A 21,909-nucleotide genomic window follows, 5' to 3' on the forward strand; every position below is an offset into this window, starting at 1 on the left:
GACTACCTCAGAAAAATCCCTCATCTGCAGCCTTTGGTTTGTTGTTTTCTGGAACTTTAATGTTCTTCAGTCTCTCTTCATAAAGGTGGACCTTCACAGGCACGGCAAAAGGTGTGAATGGAGATGCCACAATCGCCTCGCCGGGCATCAGCATCTGAATTTCATTATCAACTTGTGATATGTCCTGCTTGGCAGAGTTTTTGAGAATTTCCCTGTCCTTTTTGTCTGACAGACCTAGAATAAACAATGTGTTGAATTGAGAAATGACTTCATTTGCAATCAGCTTGGGCTGCTGAGACACTGCACAGAGGCCGGTTTTGAACTTACGGCCTTCTCTGGCAATCTGCGCAAAGACACTGTCCTCTGCTTCTTTCAGAACTCTCTGTGCCTCTTCAATTGCTATCAGGGTGTTCGGCAGCTTGCTGAACTCTTCCCCGTCTGAGTAGAGAGCCTTGTTCTTTTCAAAGACTGCTCTTGAAATTACCGTAGAAATCAGGAGCTCTTCAGTCTCATGGGCATTCGAAGTATCAACAAGGATTGTCTTTCCTTCATGCAGCTGATTTATAATCCTGGCAGTAACGCTGTAATTTTTGTCTTTAGAAACAAGGTTCAGCCTGAATAAGTTGCTCAGTCTTCTCTTAATGACACTGATTGTGCCGCTTTGATAGCCGGGAAGATTGGCAACTATCTCATCGACTTCAAGCTCATCCAGCTTGTTCAGCCAGTCATCTTTGTATTTATACTGGGCTGTTTGTAAGCATTCTTTCTGAGCCTCGGTGAACTCATAGATTGCTTCCAGATCGGAGATCTCGATCTCAGCTGAAGAGATGACAAGTTTGCTATATCCTCCGCTGCTCGACAAATCTCTTGAAGAATAAACGGCAAACGACTCTTTGTAGGGAGCATCCTTCAGGCCCTTTTTGCTGACCTCTCCGCCGTCAAAATATTCTCCGTGGGGATCAAAAATCAGGAAACCGCAGTTTCCTCTGCTCATGCATGAAAGCGCCAGATTCTTCATCAGATTGCTTTTTCCCATTCCTGTGGTAGCAAAAATTCCTACATGGTACGGGATAGCCCTTTCAGAAATTCCGACCGGGAAATCAAGGACCTTGTCTCCAGACCTTAAGTTTCCTATCTCGATCTCACCCAGATATGACTTTAAAAATTCATAATCATCAGCCTGGGTGTATCGTACTTCAGAGAAATGGGTCGGAAGAGTCTTGGTTTTCTTGAAGCTCGCCTCATCAATGTAGCCGAGGGGAGAAGAGACACCGATGCAGAAAAGATACTGCTCATATGGAGACATGTCGGGATTGTCCTTTTTCATAATCATGCCGGCTGTTCTGCTCATCCAGCTGCTGTCTTCTTTGTCGGCGGCATGCTCTATGTCCATGACTCTGACAAGGTACTTTCCTTCCTTGTTCTGAGATTCTACAACGAGCAGTTCTCCCACCTGCAGGTTTTCTTCAAAATCAATCCTGAATCTTGTTTCCATTACGTTAGTTCCGATTACTCTTCCGATCCCCATATTTACACGCTATATGCGAAATTTTATTTGAACTATTTTAATTCCGCTGGGAATATTGGATAATGATAATATGAAAAATATGGACTGAGGAGCTCTCAATCCTCAAATTTTATTTCTGATGCCCTTTTCAGCCCCATTCCAGTAGCTACCTCGGCAGCTTTCATCAATGCACATGGAACTATGCAGGCGGCGTGGCCCAGTACTTTTCCGCATGCTACATATATGGGATTCTCTCCAAAAGGCATTTTCATGACATCAAATGCTCCCATTTCCTCATCGTTAAGCACATCAACAATTTTGGAAACATGTGGGCACTCGCTTTCTATCTCGAATCTGACGACTCCGTCATCACCATAAACTGCCTGAATTTTAGTATTCAGTCTGCATACGCCGGGATTGACTTCTACGCATGTTTTGTCTGACATACTTTCATCATTACATTATGATGCTTTATTACTTCTACCTGATTTTTCTCATCTTCTGCCTTTATGTGTTTTTGAAACTAATTCAAACATGCCGCCTTTTGTGATGTCTACAATTCCAAACACAGCCACAGCCTTATTCTTCTTCATAACAGGCACAGCAACAACAGGAACCCCCATGTACGGCCCGGAAGGTGAGATTTTATGCGTTATCTTAGCCGTTTCCAGGACTTCTTCTAAAACAGGTCCAGTATAATTATTGTCTATGACCAATCCATCTTCACATCTGACACCGCTGCAGTTCTTGCTTCTCATTGTTGTGGGAAGTCTTCCAGTCAGTTCGTGAACTGCCAGGGCAATCGACTGAAGAGCCTCTGCCTCAGTATCCGGCCCGAACGATTCCCATACATTTTTCTCAACCCAGGAAAGATTAACCTGATTTTCAAGTGCCAGTGCAGCAGTCACTGCACCTTGTTCTGCCAGGCGGTACTTTTTCGCAGTGCCGATGATGATTACATCCCCGTCACGGATATTGAATGCAGTTTTCAGACAGGCAGTAGTTTCTTCGTCCGGACTCATGTTGCTGCATGGATAGTATAATTTACCGTTTTTAGCAACAAATGAAGTGGCTCCTTCAGCTCCTGAATACACAGCTTCATCCCGCTGTTCATTGCCATTGCTCATATGTGCTGCCATCCCCTTGACAAGAACAGCACAGTCCTGGCTGGAAATGGTAACTCCTTTCAAATCAACCTGCGCAACGCTCATCCCGCAGTCTAGATATTCTCTGATGCCTCGGTCTGTAAGACTTACTCCATTTTTTCCTACAGTTACAAAACCTTCTCCAATCATTTTGTTGAGGATCGTCCTGATGCTTCCTTCTCCGATTCCGACTATCTGTGAAAGGGCCTTTCTTCCGACAGGGCCTTCTTTGAAGATGGTATCATAGGTTTTCCATACGTGATATAATGAATATTTGGGGGTTGGACCTGCTCCCGTGTAAAGCTTATAATTGAGCCCCATTGAGCGATGGATAGTACAACCATAGAATAAAGTTTGTGGATGAAAACGTTTCTAGATGGCTATATTTTGCCTTTTTATGATCTATATGTACACCAAATCGTTTATTCATAGATGATCATCTAATAAAATGAGACACATCGCTAAAATATCATAATTTGATTGGGATGTTGCATAACTGCCGGATCTGTGTTTTGAAAATATTTTTGTTTTTCACACATCTCTGAGTAAATTAAATGCAAATTCTCGCTCCTCTGTCGGTCAGTCTGCAATTTTTTTGCAATTTTATTCTAAGTTTATAGAATATGTGGAAGCAGTCTTTGTCCAGCAATATTAAATTGAGATCTCATTGGTAAAAAATATTCAGAAAACCGCTGTCCTAACAATTGTTCCAGTGAGTAAAATCAGCCAAAGACTATATAGCGTTAATTTCTTTTTCACTGTATCATGTCCGATTCACATGTGTTCATAACTCTAAAAGATATCAGCAAATCATTCAATGGTTCATATGTGCTAAAAAATATCAATGAAGAAATAAGCACAGGAGAAGTTTTTGGACTCATTGGGAGAAGCGGTGCTGGAAAGTCTGTACTGATCAACATGCTACGAGGAACTCCAGAATATCATCCGGATTCTGGAAACGTGGTATATCATGTTGATTACTGTGAAAAGTGTGGTTGGGTAGAACTTCCCGGCACTGGAAAATGTACGATATGTGGAGGCTCTGTAGAACACAGGGACATAGACTTTTGGAATACTGACGATCTCGATCCTATCAAAAAACAGCTCAGAAGCCGTATTGCAATCATGCTCCAGAGAACATTCTCTCTTTTTGGCGATATGACTGTTATAGAAAATGTCTTTGAAGCTCTGCCTCAGGATATGGATGAAAACCTGAAAGTCGACAAAGCCCTCAAGCTGTTAAAATCTGTAAGATTAGATCATCGTATCACTCACATAGCACGTGACCTGTCCGGCGGTGAAAAGCAGAGATGCGTTTTAGCAAGACAGCTTGCCAAAGATCCAATACTGTTTCTGGCAGATGAACCGACTGGAACCCTTGACCCGTCTACTGCAGACATGGTTCACAAGGTTCTGACTGATGCTGTTAAAGATACAGGCATGACGATGGTGGTAACTTCCCACTGGCCGAAAGCAATTGAGGTTCTCTCAGACCGCGCTATGTGGCTGGACCACGGCGAAGTTAAAATGGAAGGTTCTCCAAAGGAAGTTTCAGCAGAATTCATGCGTGGACACGAAATGCATGAAGAAAGTCATGTACAGGTCGGACAGCCGCTCATTAAAATCAGTGATGTAAAACGTTACTATTATTCATACACTAGAGGTGTTGTAAAAGCTGTAGACGGAGTATCCCTGGAAGTCAACGAAAAAGAAATTGTAGGTTTAGTGGGTCTTTCCGGTGCAGGCAAAACAACGCTCTCAAAAATGATCTGCGGTCTCCGCGAGCCTTCCGAGGGTAAAGTGGAAGTAAGGATTGGAGACGACTGGGTAAATATGGCTGAGCCAGGACCTACAGGGAAAGGAAGAGCCACTCAGTACATTGGAATACTGCATCAGGAATTTTCACTATATCCATTCGATACGATCCTTCAGAATCTGACTGTATGCATAGGAATTAAGCTTCCCGCAGAGCTGGCAAAGATGAAGGCAATTCAAGTTCTTTTAGGATCTGGATTTGACCGTGCGGATGTGGAAAAGATATTATATGCTTATCCTGACAACCTCAGCGTAGGTGAAAAACAGAGAGTTGCCCTCGCACAGGTTCTGATCAGGGAACCTAGCCTGGTCATTCTCGATGAACCTACGGGAACAATGGATCCGATTACGAAGAATTCTGTAGCTAAATCTGTTCTCACAGCACGTAAAGAGCTGGGCGAAACATTTCTAATAGTCTCTCACGATATGGATTTCGTGATGAACTGTTGCGACCGTGCTGCTATCATGAAAGATGGAAAGATCGTCGCAATGGGTGCTCCTAGTGATATCGTGGAATACTTAGAAGAGATCGAGCTGAAGGAGAATGAGAACGGCGGTGCTGAGAATTGAAGGATACTATTGGTAGAAAGCTTAGTTTCGTTGAATGCAGGGAATCCCGCGGGCTTGGCGTAGGCGGCGGGATGGCCCAGAAAGCAACAATTTCTGAAAGCGGAAGAGATGTTGTTGCAATAGCAATGGGACCTGGAAAGCGTCACATTACAAAACCGGTCTGTGAAATCACATTCGCGTTAAGAGAAGAAGGTATCGATACCAGCGTGCTTGTGGTTAATGCCGGCTCTGGTGTTCCGGCCGATGCCCCTGATGTCACCACCAGTTCTATCTTCGGTCTGGATCCTATTGAAGTTCAGAGAATCCAGCAGTTTAAGCTTGCTATCATCCATCTGGGAAATGTCAGGAATCACCTGATCTATAAGGCCAGGCTTATCCTGAGAAATGTAAATATTCCGGCCATTGTGGTTTGCCAGGCGCCTATTGATTTTGAAGACTTTGCGTCAATCGGAGTGCAGACAAGACTGGTAATGCCTCCGGAAGATAGAATTGATACTAAAGGAAAAATAGTCGATATCGTGAGCGGTGTTGTAAGAGGCACAACCTGTCCTCAGAGTAAGCTTGACGAAATAGTATCAAAAGTAAGAACTCATCTGTGATCAGGCGAAATCAAAGCCTACCAGATGAGTCCAGTATTTTTTATCACTGTGTTTTGTGATATCTCTTAGATAATCATCAGACAATGTGGATATGCTTCCTGAGGTAATGTTTTTGATGCCTGCAATATCATCTATGTAATCAAATCCAACTTCGTTAATCTCGAAATGCACTTCGCTGGTAAGTTTTACTCCGTCATAGATTACAAAATCATCAGAAAGGAAGCTCGCATCAGGATTTTTTCTCAGAATCTGCTCTTTTCTAAGTGGTGTGACATATTCCCCTACAATCGTACCGGAATCATCAACCATCACTACAAGGCCTTCATCAGAAAGCAGCAGATGCTGGTCTCCTATCAATACTACTGTGATATCCCGCTTGAGAGATGCCCAGACACCGTTATTCGTGCATTCCAGAAGTCCTCCGCATGCTCCGTTGCTGTCAGCGATTGTTTCTAGTCTGAATACTTCACTTCTCACATTTTCATCCATAATCAGGACTTCAACCACTCCTGAAATGGATTGAAGCTTCTCTCTCACTTTGCTCAGGATCTCCTCGCGAGACATGCTCCCACATTGTTAAACAAGGCTATTAAGGAATTGTACGTTTCTAATCAGTTTTTGCTCTTGAAGTTCTTAGAAATCAGGCAAAAGGCTAATTACAGTTTCGACCGTTAACCTCCCTGACCAGATGATAGTCAGCGTGAACGGAGTAAAAAAGGAAGTGCCCGAAGGCAGCAGGATCCGCGATATTCTCAATGGTGAACCCTATTCAGAAGGCTCCATATTGGCAGTATCGAGAGCTGGAGAAGAAATTCTCAGCGAGACTGACGAGTATGAAATCGTCACTCAGAAAGGATCGTTTAATATCCGCCTGAACGGTACTATATTTGCAGAGAAGTGGAAAAAATTAAAAGATGACATAGTCGGAGTCGGCATCAGGTGGGGAACCAATAAGATACTGGCTGTAGGATCATTCCCTTCAGATCTGCCTGTGGATAGGGAAAGACACGATTATATGCGTTATGACTGCTTTTTTTCGCTGGGTGGATTTGACAACCGTTCCACTTACATGATGATTGCAAGAATAAATCATACCGCTGGGTATGGTGTCAATGATGGAATTTTTGGTAAAGTTACTAAAGGCAGACATATTCTAAACAGTCTCGATGAAGACGACTCGATCATGGCTATAAATCCGGTCGTTGTTAATACCATTGAAAAGAATTCATTTGTTACTTCAGATGTCGATATTATTTTAGAAAATGGTATGGCTATTGAAACATATATTCACGTGAAACTCAACAAAAACTCGCCGGTATCATGCGAACAATTTCTGGTTGTAGCTGAAAATGGAACGATTGAGATAACTGATAAAACTTCGACATATGCCGCTAATTCATCAAGGCTCAATGTCTCCTTGGTTAAGGAAGAAACAGCAGTCAGGAATGAAGGCATAGTAACTGTCCGCAATGAAGGAAACGGTGCTGGCAGAATTTATTTTTACAATTCTAAAAGGCAGGTATCTCCCAATCACACAGTGATTGGAACTATTACTACAGGCTCAGAGCTTCTGCGCTTGTCTCCCAAGGGTTCAAAAGTGACAATACGGTCTACTCCGCAGCGTATAATGACTATCGGCATGACACAGAGGGATGCAGCCGAATTTCTCAAAAATCTTGGTATTGCACAGTCACGAACCGGCTTGGAAAGTGATGATTCAATCGTAGTGGAACAAGAACCTGAGCTTACTATGGAAATTTCAGAAGAAGTAGAAACTTTCGGGCGGCAGAAGGAACTCATTGCCGTCTGGGAGCTTAATGATAAAGAATCTCCAAAGACGACTAATTATATCAGAAGGCTGACTGGGCTGGATTATAAAAAAGTCGGTACTCTCAAGGTGTTTTTTACATACCCTGGAATGCCCATGGTTACATTTGAAGGAAATGTTTCTCAGGCATCCACGCTCCTTCCCGAGGCTACATTCGAAAGGATGAGCAATAAGGGAGAGATCGGAGTCACAAATATGTCCAGACCTGGAAAGGGAACAATCGGCATCAGGCTTGAACCGAGCAGCGAATTTGGTCCCACTGGTGAAGAGAAATATGGTACCAATAACGCCGGCATTATGATGTCTGATCTGGAAACATTCCTTAAAGATCTCAGAGACGGTGATCTGGTGTACATCAGAGAATTCGAGTCTGGAGATGAAAAGGCAGAACACAAAGCCGGGGACTTGAAGGTTGATGAGGAGGAGTTTAACTTCGTATCCCACAAGCCTCCCGCAGGTCCGTTTGTTTGAGGTGTAGATTTATGAGCTATAAAACCGAGACAAGAATGATTATGATCTCTCCGACATCCGATATCACACCAGACCAGCTGGTTCGGTTTGTTCACGGTCTGGGACTAGGGCTGGGTGTCAAGGAAACATGCTACGGTATTAATATCCAGGGACCTGTGGAAGATGTAAGAAAGGCTTTCAAGGATATCAGAAATCTTGACCCTAACAGGATTTTTTCAAAAGTCCGTGCTTTTCCCATCGGAGATGAGCGCAGATGCAGGGCCCACCACGGCTCAAGACCTGGTTATCCGCAGCTTGAAAAAGAGTGGAGCGACCTCCCCAAAATGGACCGTGCCCTGACAGCCATGGAGGCTGGGGAACCAGTACCCGATAAGAAAAAACCGCAGCCAATTTCAATAGAACGTTTCAAAGAAATCATAGATGAGGTGTCCCAATGAAAGTCTTCATGGTACCATTAAACAGCTTGATACTGTACGATTTGATAGAGCGCTTTGGCCATGAGCCATTGTCACTGATGTCTGAAATGAGAGATAGAGTAGTCAATGCGGAGATTGAAGCTCCGCCGCTGAATCTTACACCTGATGATGTTAAAGTTGGACTTAATTATGCTGGAATTGAAATTCCGTCTGGTATCCGCGGGCGTATGTCCATCTGGGGGCCGCTTCTGGAGAAAGCTGAGGCAGCAATAATCATGCATGATATGCCCTATACATACGGCTGTGTCGGCTGCCACAGATCAAACTTATTGTTAAATCATTTAGTAAGAAAAAAAGACATTCCACTGCTGGAAGTACACTACCCTAACGATGACGATGAGGCTAAGATACTTGTTGCCCGCGTCAAAGCATTCCTGGAGGGATTAAATGGCAATTAAAATAGCACAGCTGTCATGTGGGACAGAATACTCTGGAGTACAGTCTGAGATCGAACATGCTGCTGAGACAGTCGGCGGAAAGATGGTGTATCCGGATGTAGCATACGATGATATTGCCACTGCTGTGGATGAATTTGGATTCAATCCCGCATCACCTCAGCTGAAGTTAATGATCGCCAGGGCCAAAGCGTTGGCAGACGGCCATTATGATGCGGACGCTGTATTCATTTCATCATGTTTCAGATGTGCTGAAGGCGCCTTGGTAAGAAATGAAGTCCGAAAATATATCCAGGAACATACCAAGCTGCCGGTAGTCACTTATTCATTTACTGAGAGGATGAAATCAGCCCAGCTCCTGACAAGAATGGAAGCTCTAGTTACCATTGTAGAAAAGAAGGAGCTGCTGGCCAGGGAAAGACAGGTTGGATTGACAGCCGGTATCGACTCAGGATCATCCACCACTAAAGCAATGATCATTAGAGATAATGAAATTCTCGGCAAGGCATGGATGCCTACCGGAGAAGTTTTTGGCACAGCAATGGAAGTCCTCAATAAAGCTATGGATGAAGCTGGAGTCAAACAGGATCAGCTTGAGGGGATAGGCGTTACCGGCTATGGGCGTTTCCTTATAGGTAGGAAACTGGATGCAAATCTGATCCAGGAAGAACTCACAGTCAATTCCAAAGGTGCAGTATGGCTTGCAGATCATCAGAAAGGTGAAGCAACCATCATCGACATTGGTGGAATGGATAACAAAGCCATTACTGTAAGGGATGGAATTCCTGATAACTTTACCATGGGTGGAATCTGTGCTGGAGCATCAGGCAGATTCATGGAAATGGTGTCCAAACGTCTGAAAGTAGACATCAATGACCTGGGAGCTCTGGCTGATAAAGGCGACTGGACAAAAGTCAATATGAATTCATATTGCTCTATTTTTGGTATTCAGGACTTAGTCACTTCTCTGGCGGCAGGCAATACTGTAGAAGATGTAGCAGCAGCCGCATGCCATTCTGTAGCTGAACAAGTTTACGAACAGCAGCTGCAGGAAATAGATGTAAGGCAGCCCATCATTCAGGTGGGAGGAACATCATTGATCAGCGGCCTTGTGAAAGCTGTAGGCGATATGGTCGGAAGCCATCCGATTATCCCGCCGAATTCCCAGTACATCGGGGCAGCCGGTGCAGGGCTTCTTGCTTCTGGTTTCTTAGAGGGTATCTGATGGCAGAAGGCGAAGATTTTGCATTCAACAACTTTGACACGATCTTTCGTCAGACATTGAAAGATCTAGGCATAAGCCGGGCAGTCAAATCATTCAATATAATCTCTAAGATTGATGAGCCTTACTTCATAATATCACTTAAGATGGGAAAAGCTAGATCTGCAATTCATATCTCTGATATGGCTCAGGTAGACGACAGCCCGCAGGGTGTGCAGATAACAATTACAGATGAAGAATGGGCACCAGCCCTGCTGACAAAACTGTGGCAGGTTTACAGTAAAGAAAGAGTCAAACAGCTGACAAGGTTTGAGATAACAATCCATGGTGCACAGGCTTCTGATGTCGCGTCTATGCAGCTTGATCCCGGAGAGGAGCTGAAAACACTGCTTCTCGATGCCATCTGGCGTGTATTCCCAGAGGGCTTCAAAGTCCGCTATAACATTGTGGATGATGAAGTCATGACTGTGGTCGGTACAGAGCATGATATGGAAGATGCATGGCTTGAGACTGCCCGCAAAGTACACGAACTTACCAGAAATGCGGAGGCCGAGTGAAATGTATGAGGTTCTCATGTATGATGGCGGAGTCTACAGAATCAATGAGCTGTATGAGCTGATTGAAGATGTAGGCGGTTTCGTCATTCAGAAAACGAAGATCCAGGTTCAGATTGTTGTCACTATGGCTGTTCCGGAAGAAGAACACGCAGTCATCGAGGAAAAAACCGCTGAACTGGGAGGAAAACTTTCATCTGTTCCTCTTGCAGGAACTGAAATAGCTGTGGTAGCTCCAACACTTGGCAGACATCACATGCCACATCCGACATGTGATATTGCGGAGCAGCTGAGAAGGCTGGGAGCAATTACCGTTGTAATGGGACTCGCCAGGGGAAGAGGAAGAAGATCATCGCAGATCCTGGCGGACGAACGCCGCATCATTGAAGAGTACGATGCCGCCGTGTTTGTTCTGGGAAACTTCAAAGACTGCATCGTCAATCATAAAACGAAACTCTTTGAGGACTTGGAGATTCCAGTGGCGGTCGTCTGTGGTCCGGAGGTGCAGGATCTACCCTGCGAGGCAATAGTCTGCGGAGTGGGCCGCAAAGTTGAAAGAATGAGGCGCGAGGAAGAAATTCTCAAGCTGCAGGAAGCATCCGAAGCAATTGAGACAATCATCCACAACAAGCGTGCTGAACTTGATGAAGATCCGTTGTTTATTCATCCTGCTGAAATTAAAGGCAGACTGGATGAACTTGAACCGATTAAGGAATGTCTGCGTCCGGCTCCAGTTGTACTGCATCTCGATGGTCTGCGGGTGAAGATTCCATATGAAGAATGGAAGGATACGATCGCAGACATAGAAGTTTACGGCCACCGCCTTGGTGATGTAGCCGAGATCTCTGAATCCAGCCTCGGCGGCAGCATACTCATAAAGATCAAAACGACTTCTGAAGTGAATGATGAAGACAGGCAGTCTTCGTCTTCCTAATCATTTTTTCTTTGTGCAAGGTTATTTCTCTAGTAAAATCAATTACATGTTATGAAAGTCGTGGGTGTTAGCTGTAGCCCTAGAAAAGGGGGAAATTCAGAAATCCTCGTGTCCGAAGCATTAAAAGGTGCTGAGGCAAAGGGTGCTGAGACTGTTTTTATTAGCTTAGCTGGAAAGAACATCAAAGGCTGTAATGCGTGTCCAAAATGCGGAGCCGCTGGAAAATGCGCAATCAACGATGACATGCAGGAGATTTATCCCATTCTGGAAAGCGCTGATGCGATCATAGTTGCATCGCCTGTATATTTCGGAATGTATAATGCGCAGACTAAAGCGTTCTTAGACCGTAATTACTATCTGTTAAAGTCAGGCGGCAAGCTGGCTGGCAAAGTAGGCGGCGTAATCACTGTAGGAGGACGTTCAGGCCATGATTTTACTGCTGTGGCCATGATGGAAGCCTTAACCCTCTATGGCATGTATCTGCCTCCAAATGCTTTTGCTGAATCTATGTCGAGAGAGCTGGGAGCTGCAGCAACGGAAGAGAAAGCTATGAATGCCGCTAAAGCTCTTGGAGAGCGGGTAGCAGATTTAGCCGCTAAACTAAAGTAATGTCAAAATCCAAAGGAGTATATCTCTTCATTTTCACGATCCCCTTTGAAACTGAGGTTGAGATCGGGAAACTGGGGAGATACTCATTTCTTCCAGGCAGATATGTATATGTAGGCTCCGGGATGGGAGGAGTATCTGCCAGAGTACGGCGTCATCTCTGTGGCTGCCAGTCTAAAAGATGGCATATTGATTATCTCATCGAAAATGCTGTAGACAAAAAGGCAGTGATCTACCTGACAGACAGCAGAGAAATGGAATGCATTCTCAGCAGCCTTGTTAGGGACATTCCCGGGGCTGAAAATCCAGTGCGTGGTTTTGGGAGCTCTGACTGCAGCTGTTATTCTCACATTTATTTAATTCCAGAGACATCGTATCATGAACTTTTGAATATTGATCTTAAGAACTGCTGCAAATCCGAAGTACTCACCTGCAGAACGATTGACCAGTACGAAATGGCTGGATTGGAAAATCATTAAGTATATGCTGCTGCCAAACATATTATTGCCTGGGAAGTGAGCCCTTGCACTGGACTGTAAGATTCTGTCATAGACTTAATCAAGCGTTCCAGACATCGCTATTGCTCAGCCGACAATCCGTGTTGACGGCCGTGTGATGCAATAGTGAAATTCGATGAACCCGTTGCGGGGTGGTTGTCGGGTAAACATCGAAAGTCATGGAGGAACTCCCGGGCCCAATTTTATATAGTAGGATATAATTATGTGTATCTGTTTATAATTATCTTTAGTCTATTCAGACAGTCTTTTTTGATGGTAGACTTCTTATATTTTAAATGAATGTCTGCTTAGCATTACTTATCATGGAGGCAAAGAATGAGCGCCACCGAGGATTCATATGAGAACAGTTCTGTACTTGAAAAATTGAATGAAGCTATAGGGAAGGACAACGTAACAATCAGCAAGATGGAAAGATTGCTGTACAGCCATGATATGGCACCTTTACCTAAAGAAGCACAGGTAGCTTTTAAAGTGATTCCAGACATAGTTGTACGCCCGAAATCTATCGAGGACGTATCTGCAGTCGTTAAGATTGCTGCTGAAGAAGGTGTTCCAATCACTCCTCGCGGTGCATCTACCTGGGGATTAGCTGGATCTACACCTGCTTTTGGTGGAATTCTCATCGATATGCTGGGAGGTATGAGTAAAATTGTTTCTATTGACGAAACAAACATGACCATTACCGCTCAGGCCGGCTGCTCATGGAAACAAGTGTATGATGCAGCCTGGGAGGCAGGTTTCCTTCTGGGATCATATCCAAGCAGTTTCCCGTCCGCTACAATCGGCGGCTGGACTTCAACATCTGGAATCGGTATTGCAAATTACAAATACGGCTCTGCCAGGGACAACATCAGAAGCATGAAAGTTGTAATCCCAGACGGAAGCATTGTTACAACAGGATTTGAGAGAGTATCCGACAACATGTCTGGATATAACTTAAACCATCTCTTTGTGGGAGCAGAAGGTACCCTCGGTGTCATTTGTGAAATTACTTTCAAGCTTACACCAAGACCAGAAGTTCTCAGGCCTATTGCATACTCATTTGAAAGCCTGGATAAAGCAGAAGGAGCTCTCTGTGAGATTTCCCACAGCAGGCTTACTGTACTTCACATTGGTTTCTCTGACGCTAACCACTTCAAGATGCAGAACAGGGCCGGTATTGTAGACCACGAATTCGGTTCTATCATTCTGGTTGCATTGGAAGGTTACAAAACCGTCGTTGATTATGAAGAGACTGTCCTTGATGAAATCATGGAGAGAAACGGCGGTAAGAAAGAAGCTCCTGAAGTCGGAGAACATGAGTGGGAAGAGCGCTGCTATGAATTCAGATGCCGCAAAGTCGGTCTCGGTTCAGTTCCTGGTGAAGTTATAGTTCCTGTCCACTCATTTGCAAAAATGACCAAGGATGTCTACGAACTTATGGACTCCATGAAAATGGAAGGTGCAATCATCGGAATTATGGCAGACCGTAACACTGTAATGTTCATGCCATACTATGTCTATAATTCTGAATCCATGAGCAAGAGTGTATCTTCACTTTCCTTCGACTATCAGTGCGGAGAACTTGCCAAAGCAAACGGCGGCCGTATGCTCGGTGGATTTGGTCTCTTCTTTGGATCCACATTATCACAAGTTCGTGGCGAGGGATACAAGATCGAAGTCGGAATCAAGAACGCAATCGATCCAGAAGAAATCATGAACCCTGGAAAACTCCTTGGAATGGAGACAAGGTTCGGACTTTCTGTAACTCCTGAAATGCTTGGCTTCGGCATGTCTGCATTATCCGCTTTCAAAAAGATAATGGGAAAAGACAAGAACTTTGAGAAGAAAGCTGAAGCTTACGATCTTGAAGAACTCGAGAAAGCAAAGTTTGAGCAGTACAAAGTTGACCCACTCAAACAAGAAAAGGACTAAACTCCTTTTTCTTTTCTTTTTCTATTTTTAGATTTTATCATTTTTTTACTGACTGGCATATACTTTAGGAGTATCGTATAAATATATCTCTGGTATATCCTCCAAATTACACTAAAAGAGGAGACTCTTATGAAAACTAAGATTTTAGCAGTACTTATGGTACTCGTAATGGTGGCTTCTGTGTTTACAGTGGCTGCAGGAGACTCTTCCTCGTCTGGTTTGGATACTAAAACCGGAGCGGGGGGGGGGTGTAGGAAACTACACGCCTATCCTATCTGAAGAAAGCACAGAACCGACTTCAAATCCGACAGGAAATTGGATTAATTTTTCCGATACAACATGGTATGTAGCATCTAACACTTCTTTTACAATTTCAACCGCAGAAGCATTAGCAGGTTTTGCTAAACTTGTGAATGAGGGAAATGATTTCACTAATAAAACAATCGAGCTTGGCAGTGACATCGATCTTTCAAAACATTACTGGACGCCAATTGGGATTAATGGTCCTAATACCTTTAATGGATCATTCAATGGTCAAAATCATAAATTATTTTCAATGTATATAAATACTGATAACCTTCCATCAAATTCCAATCACATTGGGTTTTTCGGAATTATTAAAACTACTAAGGCAATTGAAAACTTGACAATATGTAATTCATTAATCGATATAGAATCTTCAAATAATGTAAGTGTAGGTGGCATAGTTGGTGCCAAATCCTATGGGTCAATATCAAATTGTAATTTCAGTGGAAACATATCAGTAACTGTAAATAATTCAAGTTCATATGTAGGTGGGATATCTGGAGATTCATATAATTCTGCAAGTATCCTAAACTGTATTAATCTTGCAGATATATCCTTAACATTGAATTGTGATAATATTTCCTCATATTCATACATTGGAGGTATTACAGGTTCAAACGTTGGGAATCTTGAAGAATGCTTCAATTATGGATCAATAAATTCTGAATCTATTGGTACATTCGAATCTACCTCTAAGTTGTATATGGGTGGAATATGTGGATACACTAAAGGATCAATCTCAATCAGTGAAATATACTCATTTAACGGTGATATATATGCTATTTTTTACGGCACTACTTATATCGGTGGAATATGTGGATACATTGAAGGAGTGATCTCAATTGAAAATTACTCTTGCAGTGGAAAATTGACGTCAAAGTCTTCACATTCTGATGCGTATGCTGGAGGAATCTGTGGATATATCTCTGGAGATTTGTTAATAACTAATTGTGCATCTTCATTTGATATTGATGTGGATATTGCAAAGTATGCTACTGCGTATGTTGGTGGAATCCTTGGATGTAATCTTAGAACAGGAACAATTATAAATTGTTACTATTCTGGAAACATCTATGCTGGTCCGGTGAATGGTAATGTAGGAAATACGTTATACGTAGGCGGAATTTCTGGATACAATAATGAAACGATCTCTAATTGTTATAATCTTGGAAATATATTTGTGTCTTCAGATAAATCTTCCAATGGCAGTGTAATGCATATTGGTGGTATTGCAGGACACAATAGTAGTGGCAATTTGATGAATTGTTACAATTCTGGGAAAATAGTCTCCTTATCTAATTCATCTAACTTGATAAATATCTGCACTGGTGGTATTGCAGGATATAATGGATCTATACTATCTTATTGCTACAATACTGGTGAAGTTGAAGTCACATCATCATCTGTCCCTGCAAGTACAAGTAGTACGAGCAATTACCCAGGTGATAAAAAGATCTGTGCAGGCGGAATTGTAGGATTTGATTATGGGGCTGTATCCTCATCATATAATACTGGCTCAGTGACTTCACAATACAATTCACCCAATGAACCCATCGCTATATCATCATTTAGCATTGATGTATATGCTGGCGGTATTGTAGGCTATGCAGTGCCTAGTTCAAAATTAAGCTGTTGTTATAATGCAGGTAAGATATCTTCAAATATCATATTATCACAAAACTTTGATGATGATGGATATAATAAACCAAAACCAAATTTAACGTTCAAAGCATACTCTGGAGGTGTAGCAGGTAGCAGTTCAAATGGCACTATAAATAACTGCTATAATATTGGTGCCATTGACTCAACATCTACTTCCAATGCTAATCCTTCTAATCTAGCCGCCGCTGATGTGTACACTTATTCTGGTGGAATTTGTGGAGATTACACAGGCAACTATGTTACGTATTGTTATAATATTGGAATGATCACATCCACATCAACTAGTAACGATTCACTCTCAGTAAAATTCGATACATATGCTGGAGGAATTTATGGCTATGGTGCTACACCTGCTACTTCATCTGCAGTAAATCTATACTATTCTTCTGAATGTGTTAGTTCATCTACAGAATACATCAATACTGCTGCTGGAACTCCATTAGAACTTGAGAATATGAAATATACAGGTCTTTTAGGAGACAACAATCACAATCTCAATGATACTGGTGGTTCAAACTGGTCTCCAGATATATATAACTCTAACAACGGTTTACCGGTCTTATCTAAAACACCGGTTCAGGTGAATCCAGAGCACTCTGAAACCCAGCCTCCAAAATCGACAGTATATATAACACCAATAGCCGACGATTCTCAAACTGATAACTACTTAGAAACTATCATTATAAAATATAATGGTACATGCAGCCTGAAAGCTCATGCGCTAGATGTAAGTGGTTATGTAATATCCTATGAATGGTACAAATTATCTGCTAAAACTAATACGTTTGAACTAATTCCAAATGAGAGTAATTTTGAATTAAATTTAGCTGAAAACGTTCCTGGGACGTATTATGTTAAAGTCACATACACAAAAAATCCAGTCAATATGTCTTATATGAAAAATAATCCAATTCTCGGTGAACAATCTTCTGGATACACATATACTTCATTAACAATTACAATAAAAGAACTATCTGAGAATCAAAAATTAATAACATTTGATTCCAATGGCGGAAGTTCCGTACCACAACAGGTATTAACAGCTGACGATCCTATTAAAGAGCCTACAGATCCTACAAGGCCTGGATACTCATTTTTAGGATGGTACTATAATGAGTCTATATGGGATTTCAATACTCCTGTAACTAAAGATATGAATCTTGTAGCTCATTGGAGATATAATGAACCATATTACCCACCGTCATATTCATTGAAATTGCAGTCAAATAATTCCAGTAACTTGTATAAAGAATATTCCGGATCATACGGAACATATATCACACTGCCTCAAGTAGACACATTGGGATGGGAATATAAAGATCATATATTCAAGAACTGGAACACTAAAGCAGATGGTTCAGGAACTTCATATTCTGCAGGAGACAGATTCTCAATCAATTCTAATGTAACATTATATGCGCAATGGGAAGAAGTATCAACTCCGCCTGTAGTGCAGAAGGTAACAGTTACATTCTACATTGGAAATGATGTATACAAAGTAGTAGAAGTAAACAAAGACTCATCACTGAAAGACAAGTTCCCTGTAAATCCTGAATCTTCTGACAGCGACAGTAATTTCAAAGAATGGAATACAAAAGAGGATGCTTCAGGAACAGCATTTACAGCAGATTCAATAGTAAACGAAGACACTTCAGTATATGCAGTATGGGAAAAGTCTTCATCAAGCAGCAGTCACAGCTGGTGGTGGATTATAATCATCATAATTCTGATCATAATTGCTGCTGCTTACTATTACTACAAAAAGAATCAGAACTGATAAGCTGAACACATACTGTCAGCAAACCTTTTCTTTATTTTTTTACTTATTTAAAAGATTTTCATTCAATCCTCTTCGAAAAAGTCTAAATCAACCTTTTTGATATGATATGTATTGCTGATTGCAACTCCCACATTGTTATTTATCATGTATTGAGCAAGCAGTTCTCCGTCAATCAAAATTATTTTTGAGGAATTGCACGATCTTGCAGCTTCAATTGCCTTATCAGTAAATGAAGATGTTGTGATAAATACTCCTTTATTTCCACCTTTTATTGAGATCGATCCAATGAAGTTTCTAATTTCTTTGTCTGTGACTTTATTATCTTTGCTGTAGTGTTTTGCCTGAATGAAGATCTTGTCGAATCCCAAAGCGTCTTCAGATATTTCACCATCAATACCTTGATCTCCAGGTTTACCTGTGCATTTTAGTGAAGATCTATCTGTACCATATCCCATTGCACTCAGCAGCTCTAATACTAAATGTTCAAAGAATGACCAATTCACATTTTGGTAAATCATTTTCATTAAGTCTGATTTCAACGTCTGCTCATTTGCTTCTACAGCAGATTCTATCAGTTCCATTGGTGTAATCTCAGACATCGGCTGTTTTTTCTCATTTGATTTGCTATGAATAAACTCATCCAGTGCTGGATATTTCTCTAAAAAGTATTTCATGTCCTTTTGTTCAGAATGATCATTTAATTCATCTAATCCAACACTTGTTATTCCATAACATCCTCTGGAGACAGATTCAATCAGGCCGCCATGTTTGAGATGAGACAGACACCAGTGAACACGATTATTATATCGTGTTTCTCCGCTCTTTAGAACTTCTTTATAATCTTCTTCAGGAAGCGGGTAGGACTTCTTTAGAAGTTCAGCTATTTCAGAAGATCTTCTAATCTCCTCATCTTGTAATATCTCTAAAGTTGGTATGAAAAATTTATGAAATGGCGGTATCATGGTGAGAGAGACATCCTCAGAGCTTTATTTAACGCTTATTTATTCCTTACATCATCTCATCTAAAGTTATCCTTTTACAGTATTTTCAGTATAATGAAAATATGGCTTTCAGTAACTAAAAATAGAATAACTGAAACTTATGTATCCGAATACGTAAGTTTCAGAAGAATTTCAAAGACTATTCTTTTTCCTTTTGATTTCAGGAGTGTATCTTTTCAGCAGAGCCGCATTTGCCACTACTGTTATTGAACTTACCGACATTGCTGCAGCTGCAACGATAGGATTGAGAAGTATCCCAAATGCAGGGAATAGAATTCCGGCGGCTATTGGTATGGCTGCAGTATTGTAGCATAAAGCCCAAAACAGGTTCTGGCGGATCTTTGACACTGTCTTTCTTGACAGTTGTATTGAAGCTACCGCGTCAATGAGATCATTCTTGATCAGCACGATATCCCCTGTTTCAAGAGCTACATCAGTTCCGCTGCCGATGGCAATTCCCACATCTGCTAATGCCAGCGCAGGAGCGTCATTTATTCCATCGCCGATCATAGCTACAGGACCTTCTTTCTTAAGAAGGGAAATCTGTTCGGATTTAGTGGAAGGCAGAGCTTCAGCAACAAATCTCTCGATGCCTACCTTTTCTGCCGTAACTGCAGCTGCTCTCTTATTGTCGCCAGTTATCATCACTACATCGATGCCTATGTTTTTCATTTCAGACACAGCCATCTTTGAAGTCTCTTTGATCGTGTCAGCGATGCCGATGATGCCTGCAATTTGATCATCAACAGCAGCAATGACAACAGTCTGTCCCTGTTCTTCCAGCTTGATAACATCATCTTCGACTGATGAATATGACAGATTGTAATCATCCATCAGCGACCTGTTCCCGACAATCACGTTTTTGCCGCCGACTTGAGCTTTTACGCCCTTTCCCGGAACGGCTTCAAACGATTCAACAGGCATGATTGGAGTGTTCTCATCAGCGTATGCGGTAACCGCTCTGCTCAGAGGATGTTCAGAGCCTCTTTCGGCAGCGATGATGTACGGAATAAGTTCTGAAGGCACGGTAGACTCGGTAACAGAAAGCTTTCCTTCGGTGATGGTTCCTGTTTTGTCAAGCACCACAGTCTTAATTTTGCCGGCAGTCTCAAGAGCTGCTCCGCTTTTGATTAATATTCCATTTTCCGCTCCCTTTCCAGAACCGACAATTACTGCCGTAGGGGTAGCTAAGCCCAAAGCACATGGGCATGAGATGACGAGAACTGCGATCAAAATGGACAGTGAGAATGAGAATGTTCCGTCTCCGCCGACATAGTGGCCGTATCCCCAGAGATACCAGATTAAAAAGGAAATCACTGCAATAGAAATGACCGCTGGAACGAAATAAGAAGCAACTTTGTCAGCATAACGTTGGATCGGCGCTTTAGATGACTGGGCATCCTCCACCAGACGGATAATCTGCGCAAGCGTGGTTTCATTGCCGACTTTTTCAGCCTTGACCACCAGCCTGCCGTTCTGATTTATCGTGCCTCCGATCACTTCGCTTCCTTTTTTCTTGTCAATAGGAACGCTTTCACCGGTGATCATGCTTTCATCGACTGCTGAGACGCCTTCCTCAATGATTCCATCCGCAGCAATGCGTTCTCCCGGCTTTACTACAAACAAGTCTCCGATAACCATCTCAGATGGAGAAATCGTGACTTCTCTGCCGTCACGGATGACTGTAGCAGTATCAGGCCTGAGTTCAATCAGTTTCTTCACTGCATCGGAGGCTCTTCCCTTTGCAATATGCTCCAGATATTTACCGAAAAGGATGAGTGTGATGATCATTGCTGAGGCATCAAAGTACAGATGGCCGTGGAAGTATCCGGGCAGTAAAACTGCGGCTGCAGAATAGAAGTATGCGGCAGAAGAGCCGACTGCAATCAGCACATCCATTCCCAGAGTGCGGTTCTTCAGAGAATAATAGGTGCCCCTGTAGAACTGGTATCCGGCGATGAATTGAACCGGAGCGGTGAGAATCATCAGGATGTAGCCTTCATACCCGTGAGCATCCAGACCCAGATAGTCAAAGCCAATCATCAGCAGAATGGCCGGCACGCTGAAAACAACAGCAAATATCAGAGTATTCAACTGCGCCCTGTCTTCACTGCCTTTCTTTTCAACCTCACTGGCAACTTCAAATCCTGCATTTTCGATAGTTTCCACAATTCTTTTAGGCGATACTCTGTCTTCATCGAATGATACCGCTACTTTTGAGGTGCCCAAGTTAACATTTACAGAATACACGCCTTCTATGGCATTGAGGGACTTCTCGATGCTGGCAACGCATGAGGCGCAGGTCATTCCTTTGACTGTGTATGTAACAGCAGACAATGCGACAGAAAATCCTGCCTTTTCGATCGCTGAAACAATTTCTTTAACGGTGATGACGGCAGGATCATACGTTACGCTGACATTTCCTGTCGTAGCATTGGCGGCTGATGAATAAACCCCGTTAGAAGAATTCAGCGATGTCTCTATTGCCCGAGAGCAGGAGGAACACTGCATCCCCTTGACCTTTAGAATTATGCTTTTTCCGGCAGGAACACTCTCCATGTTTAACAGACTTATGTGCAGATATTAAATGTTTTAGCCTTGCCTAA

At 42.5% G+C, this 21,909-nt stretch carries 19 protein-coding genes; 13 read left to right on the forward strand and 6 right to left on the reverse strand.

Features of this window, described 5'->3' with window-relative positions:
- Positions 1-7: 7 nt before the first annotated feature.
- From H729_RS03010 to H729_RS09880, 3 genes are all read right to left on the reverse strand, one after another.
- Positions 8-1,528: an ATP-binding protein gene (locus H729_RS03010; RefSeq protein WP_020448527.1), complete on the reverse strand. Its 1,521-nt coding sequence runs from the start codon at positions 1,526-1,528 to the stop codon at positions 8-10.
- Positions 1,529-1,623: 95 nt separating this feature from the next.
- A complete protein-coding gene (locus tag H729_RS03015) occupies positions 1,624-1,953 on the reverse strand; it encodes a DUF6951 family protein (protein ID WP_020448528.1) in 330 nt (109 codons plus the stop codon).
- A 48-nt stretch (positions 1,954-2,001) separates the two neighbouring features.
- Complete coding sequence (locus H729_RS09880; RefSeq protein WP_020448529.1) at positions 2,002-2,973, reverse strand: DUF2111 domain-containing protein; 972 nt, start codon at positions 2,971-2,973, stop codon at positions 2,002-2,004.
- Positions 2,974-3,417: 444 nt separating this feature from the next.
- On the opposite strand from H729_RS09880, the gene atwA reads away from it, so the two are divergent.
- Positions 3,418-5,037 carry a methyl coenzyme M reductase system, component A2 gene (gene atwA / locus H729_RS03025; protein ID WP_020448530.1) on the forward strand — a complete coding sequence of 540 codons (1,620 nt, stop codon included), beginning with the start codon at positions 3,418-3,420 and terminating at the stop codon, positions 5,035-5,037.
- Positions 5,034-5,636, forward strand: a complete 603-nt coding sequence (mcrC, locus tag H729_RS03030; RefSeq protein ID WP_020448531.1) for a methyl-coenzyme M reductase I operon protein C — start codon at positions 5,034-5,036, stop codon at positions 5,634-5,636. Before atwA ends, mcrC begins: the two co-directional genes overlap by 4 nt.
- On the opposite strand, the gene H729_RS03035 is transcribed toward mcrC, so the two are convergent.
- On the reverse strand, positions 5,637-6,200 hold the full coding sequence (locus tag H729_RS03035; protein WP_020448532.1) for a hypothetical protein: 564 nt from the start codon (positions 6,198-6,200) through the stop codon (positions 5,637-5,639).
- Between the two features lie 124 nt (positions 6,201-6,324).
- On the opposite strand from H729_RS03035, the gene mmp3 reads away from it, so the two are divergent.
- The 11 genes from mmp3 (at position 6,325) to H729_RS03085 (ending at position 18,299) form a co-directional block, all read left to right on the forward strand.
- Positions 6,325-7,935 (forward strand): methyl-coenzyme M reductase-associated protein Mmp3, encoded by a 1,611-nt coding sequence (mmp3, locus tag H729_RS03040; protein ID WP_102030399.1) that lies wholly within the window; start codon positions 6,325-6,327, stop codon positions 7,933-7,935.
- An 11-nt stretch (positions 7,936-7,946) separates the two neighbouring features.
- A complete protein-coding gene (locus H729_RS03045; RefSeq protein WP_020448534.1) occupies positions 7,947-8,372 on the forward strand; it encodes a methanogenesis marker 6 protein in 426 nt (141 codons plus the stop codon).
- Positions 8,369-8,809, forward strand: coding sequence for a methanogenesis marker 5 protein (locus tag H729_RS03050; protein WP_020448535.1), 441 nt, complete (start codon positions 8,369-8,371; stop codon positions 8,807-8,809). The genes H729_RS03045 and H729_RS03050 overlap by 4 nt, the downstream gene beginning before the upstream one ends.
- Positions 8,799-10,031, forward strand: a complete 1,233-nt coding sequence (locus H729_RS03055) for a methanogenesis marker 15 protein (RefSeq protein ID WP_020448536.1) — start codon at positions 8,799-8,801, stop codon at positions 10,029-10,031. The genes H729_RS03050 and H729_RS03055 overlap by 11 nt, the downstream gene beginning before the upstream one ends.
- Positions 10,031-10,585: a methanogenesis marker 17 protein gene (locus H729_RS03060; RefSeq protein ID WP_020448537.1), complete on the forward strand. Its 555-nt coding sequence runs from the start codon at positions 10,031-10,033 to the stop codon at positions 10,583-10,585. Before H729_RS03055 ends, H729_RS03060 begins: the two co-directional genes overlap by 1 nt.
- A gap of 1 nt (position 10,586) precedes the next feature.
- Complete coding sequence (locus tag H729_RS03065; RefSeq protein WP_020448538.1) at positions 10,587-11,516, forward strand: methanogenesis marker 7 protein; 930 nt, start codon at positions 10,587-10,589, stop codon at positions 11,514-11,516.
- A 51-nt stretch (positions 11,517-11,567) separates the two neighbouring features.
- On the forward strand, positions 11,568-12,125 hold the full coding sequence (locus tag H729_RS03070) for a flavodoxin family protein (RefSeq protein ID WP_048133867.1): 558 nt from the start codon (positions 11,568-11,570) through the stop codon (positions 12,123-12,125).
- Positions 12,125-12,601, forward strand: a complete 477-nt coding sequence (locus H729_RS03075) for a GIY-YIG nuclease family protein (protein WP_020448540.1) — start codon at positions 12,125-12,127, stop codon at positions 12,599-12,601. Before H729_RS03070 ends, H729_RS03075 begins: the two co-directional genes overlap by 1 nt.
- Positions 12,602-12,955: 354 nt before the next feature.
- Entirely contained in the window at positions 12,956-14,554 is a 1,599-nt protein-coding gene (locus tag H729_RS03080; RefSeq protein ID WP_020448541.1) for an FAD-binding oxidoreductase, read from the forward strand.
- A gap of 129 nt (positions 14,555-14,683) precedes the next feature.
- Positions 14,684-14,833 (forward strand): hypothetical protein, encoded by a 150-nt coding sequence (locus H729_RS09945; protein ID WP_172618651.1) that lies wholly within the window; start codon positions 14,684-14,686, stop codon positions 14,831-14,833.
- 130 nt (positions 14,834-14,963) lie between these two features.
- Entirely contained in the window at positions 14,964-18,299 is a 3,336-nt protein-coding gene (locus tag H729_RS03085; RefSeq protein ID WP_020448542.1) for an InlB B-repeat-containing protein, read from the forward strand.
- Positions 18,300-18,364: 65 nt separating this feature from the next.
- Here the strand turns inward: H729_RS03085 and H729_RS03090 are convergent, their stop codons facing one another.
- Both H729_RS03090 and H729_RS03095 read right to left on the reverse strand, forming a co-directional pair.
- Entirely contained in the window at positions 18,365-19,264 is a 900-nt protein-coding gene (locus tag H729_RS03090; protein WP_020448543.1) for a restriction endonuclease, read from the reverse strand.
- A gap of 171 nt (positions 19,265-19,435) precedes the next feature.
- Positions 19,436-21,862, reverse strand: a complete 2,427-nt coding sequence (locus tag H729_RS03095; RefSeq protein WP_020448544.1) for a heavy metal translocating P-type ATPase — start codon at positions 21,860-21,862, stop codon at positions 19,436-19,438.
- Positions 21,863-21,909 lie beyond the last annotated feature (47 nt).

Origin of the sequence: Candidatus Methanomassiliicoccus intestinalis Issoire-Mx1 (assembly GCF_000404225.1) — an archaeon.
Classification (GTDB): domain Archaea; phylum Thermoplasmatota; class Thermoplasmata; order Methanomassiliicoccales; family Methanomassiliicoccaceae; genus Methanomassiliicoccus_A; species Methanomassiliicoccus_A intestinalis.

Excerpts from the sequence above, each read along its gene's own strand:
- mmp3 (WP_102030399.1), top strand. The coding sequence starts at position 6,325 with ATGATAGTCAGCGTGAACGGAGTAAAAAAGGAAGTGCCCGAAGGCAGC.
- H729_RS03090 (WP_020448543.1), bottom strand. The coding sequence starts at position 19,264 with ATGATACCGCCATTTCATAAATTTTTCATACCAACTTTAGAGATATTA.
- H729_RS03015 (WP_020448528.1), bottom strand. The coding sequence starts at position 1,953 with ATGTCAGACAAAACATGCGTAGAAGTCAATCCCGGCGTATGCAGACTG.
- H729_RS03080 (WP_020448541.1), top strand. The coding sequence starts at position 12,956 with ATGAGCGCCACCGAGGATTCATATGAGAACAGTTCTGTACTTGAAAAA.
- H729_RS09945 (WP_172618651.1), top strand. The coding sequence starts at position 14,684 with ATGAAAACTAAGATTTTAGCAGTACTTATGGTACTCGTAATGGTGGCT.
- atwA (WP_020448530.1), top strand. The coding sequence starts at position 3,418 with ATGTCCGATTCACATGTGTTCATAACTCTAAAAGATATCAGCAAATCA.
- H729_RS09880 (WP_020448529.1), bottom strand. The coding sequence starts at position 2,973 with ATGGGGCTCAATTATAAGCTTTACACGGGAGCAGGTCCAACCCCCAAA.
- H729_RS03095 (WP_020448544.1), bottom strand. The coding sequence starts at position 21,862 with ATGGAGAGTGTTCCTGCCGGAAAAAGCATAATTCTAAAGGTCAAGGGG.
- H729_RS03055 (WP_020448536.1), top strand. The coding sequence starts at position 8,799 with ATGGCAATTAAAATAGCACAGCTGTCATGTGGGACAGAATACTCTGGA.
- H729_RS03010 (WP_020448527.1), bottom strand. The coding sequence starts at position 1,528 with ATGGGGATCGGAAGAGTAATCGGAACTAACGTAATGGAAACAAGATTC.
- H729_RS03035 (WP_020448532.1), bottom strand. The coding sequence starts at position 6,200 with ATGTCTCGCGAGGAGATCCTGAGCAAAGTGAGAGAGAAGCTTCAATCC.
- H729_RS03070 (WP_048133867.1), top strand. The coding sequence starts at position 11,568 with ATGAAAGTCGTGGGTGTTAGCTGTAGCCCTAGAAAAGGGGGAAATTCA.
- H729_RS03075 (WP_020448540.1), top strand. The coding sequence starts at position 12,125 with ATGTCAAAATCCAAAGGAGTATATCTCTTCATTTTCACGATCCCCTTT.
- H729_RS03060 (WP_020448537.1), top strand. The coding sequence starts at position 10,031 with ATGGCAGAAGGCGAAGATTTTGCATTCAACAACTTTGACACGATCTTT.
- H729_RS03045 (WP_020448534.1), top strand. The coding sequence starts at position 7,947 with ATGAGCTATAAAACCGAGACAAGAATGATTATGATCTCTCCGACATCC.
- H729_RS03050 (WP_020448535.1), top strand. The coding sequence starts at position 8,369 with ATGAAAGTCTTCATGGTACCATTAAACAGCTTGATACTGTACGATTTG.
- H729_RS03065 (WP_020448538.1), top strand. The coding sequence starts at position 10,587 with ATGTATGAGGTTCTCATGTATGATGGCGGAGTCTACAGAATCAATGAG.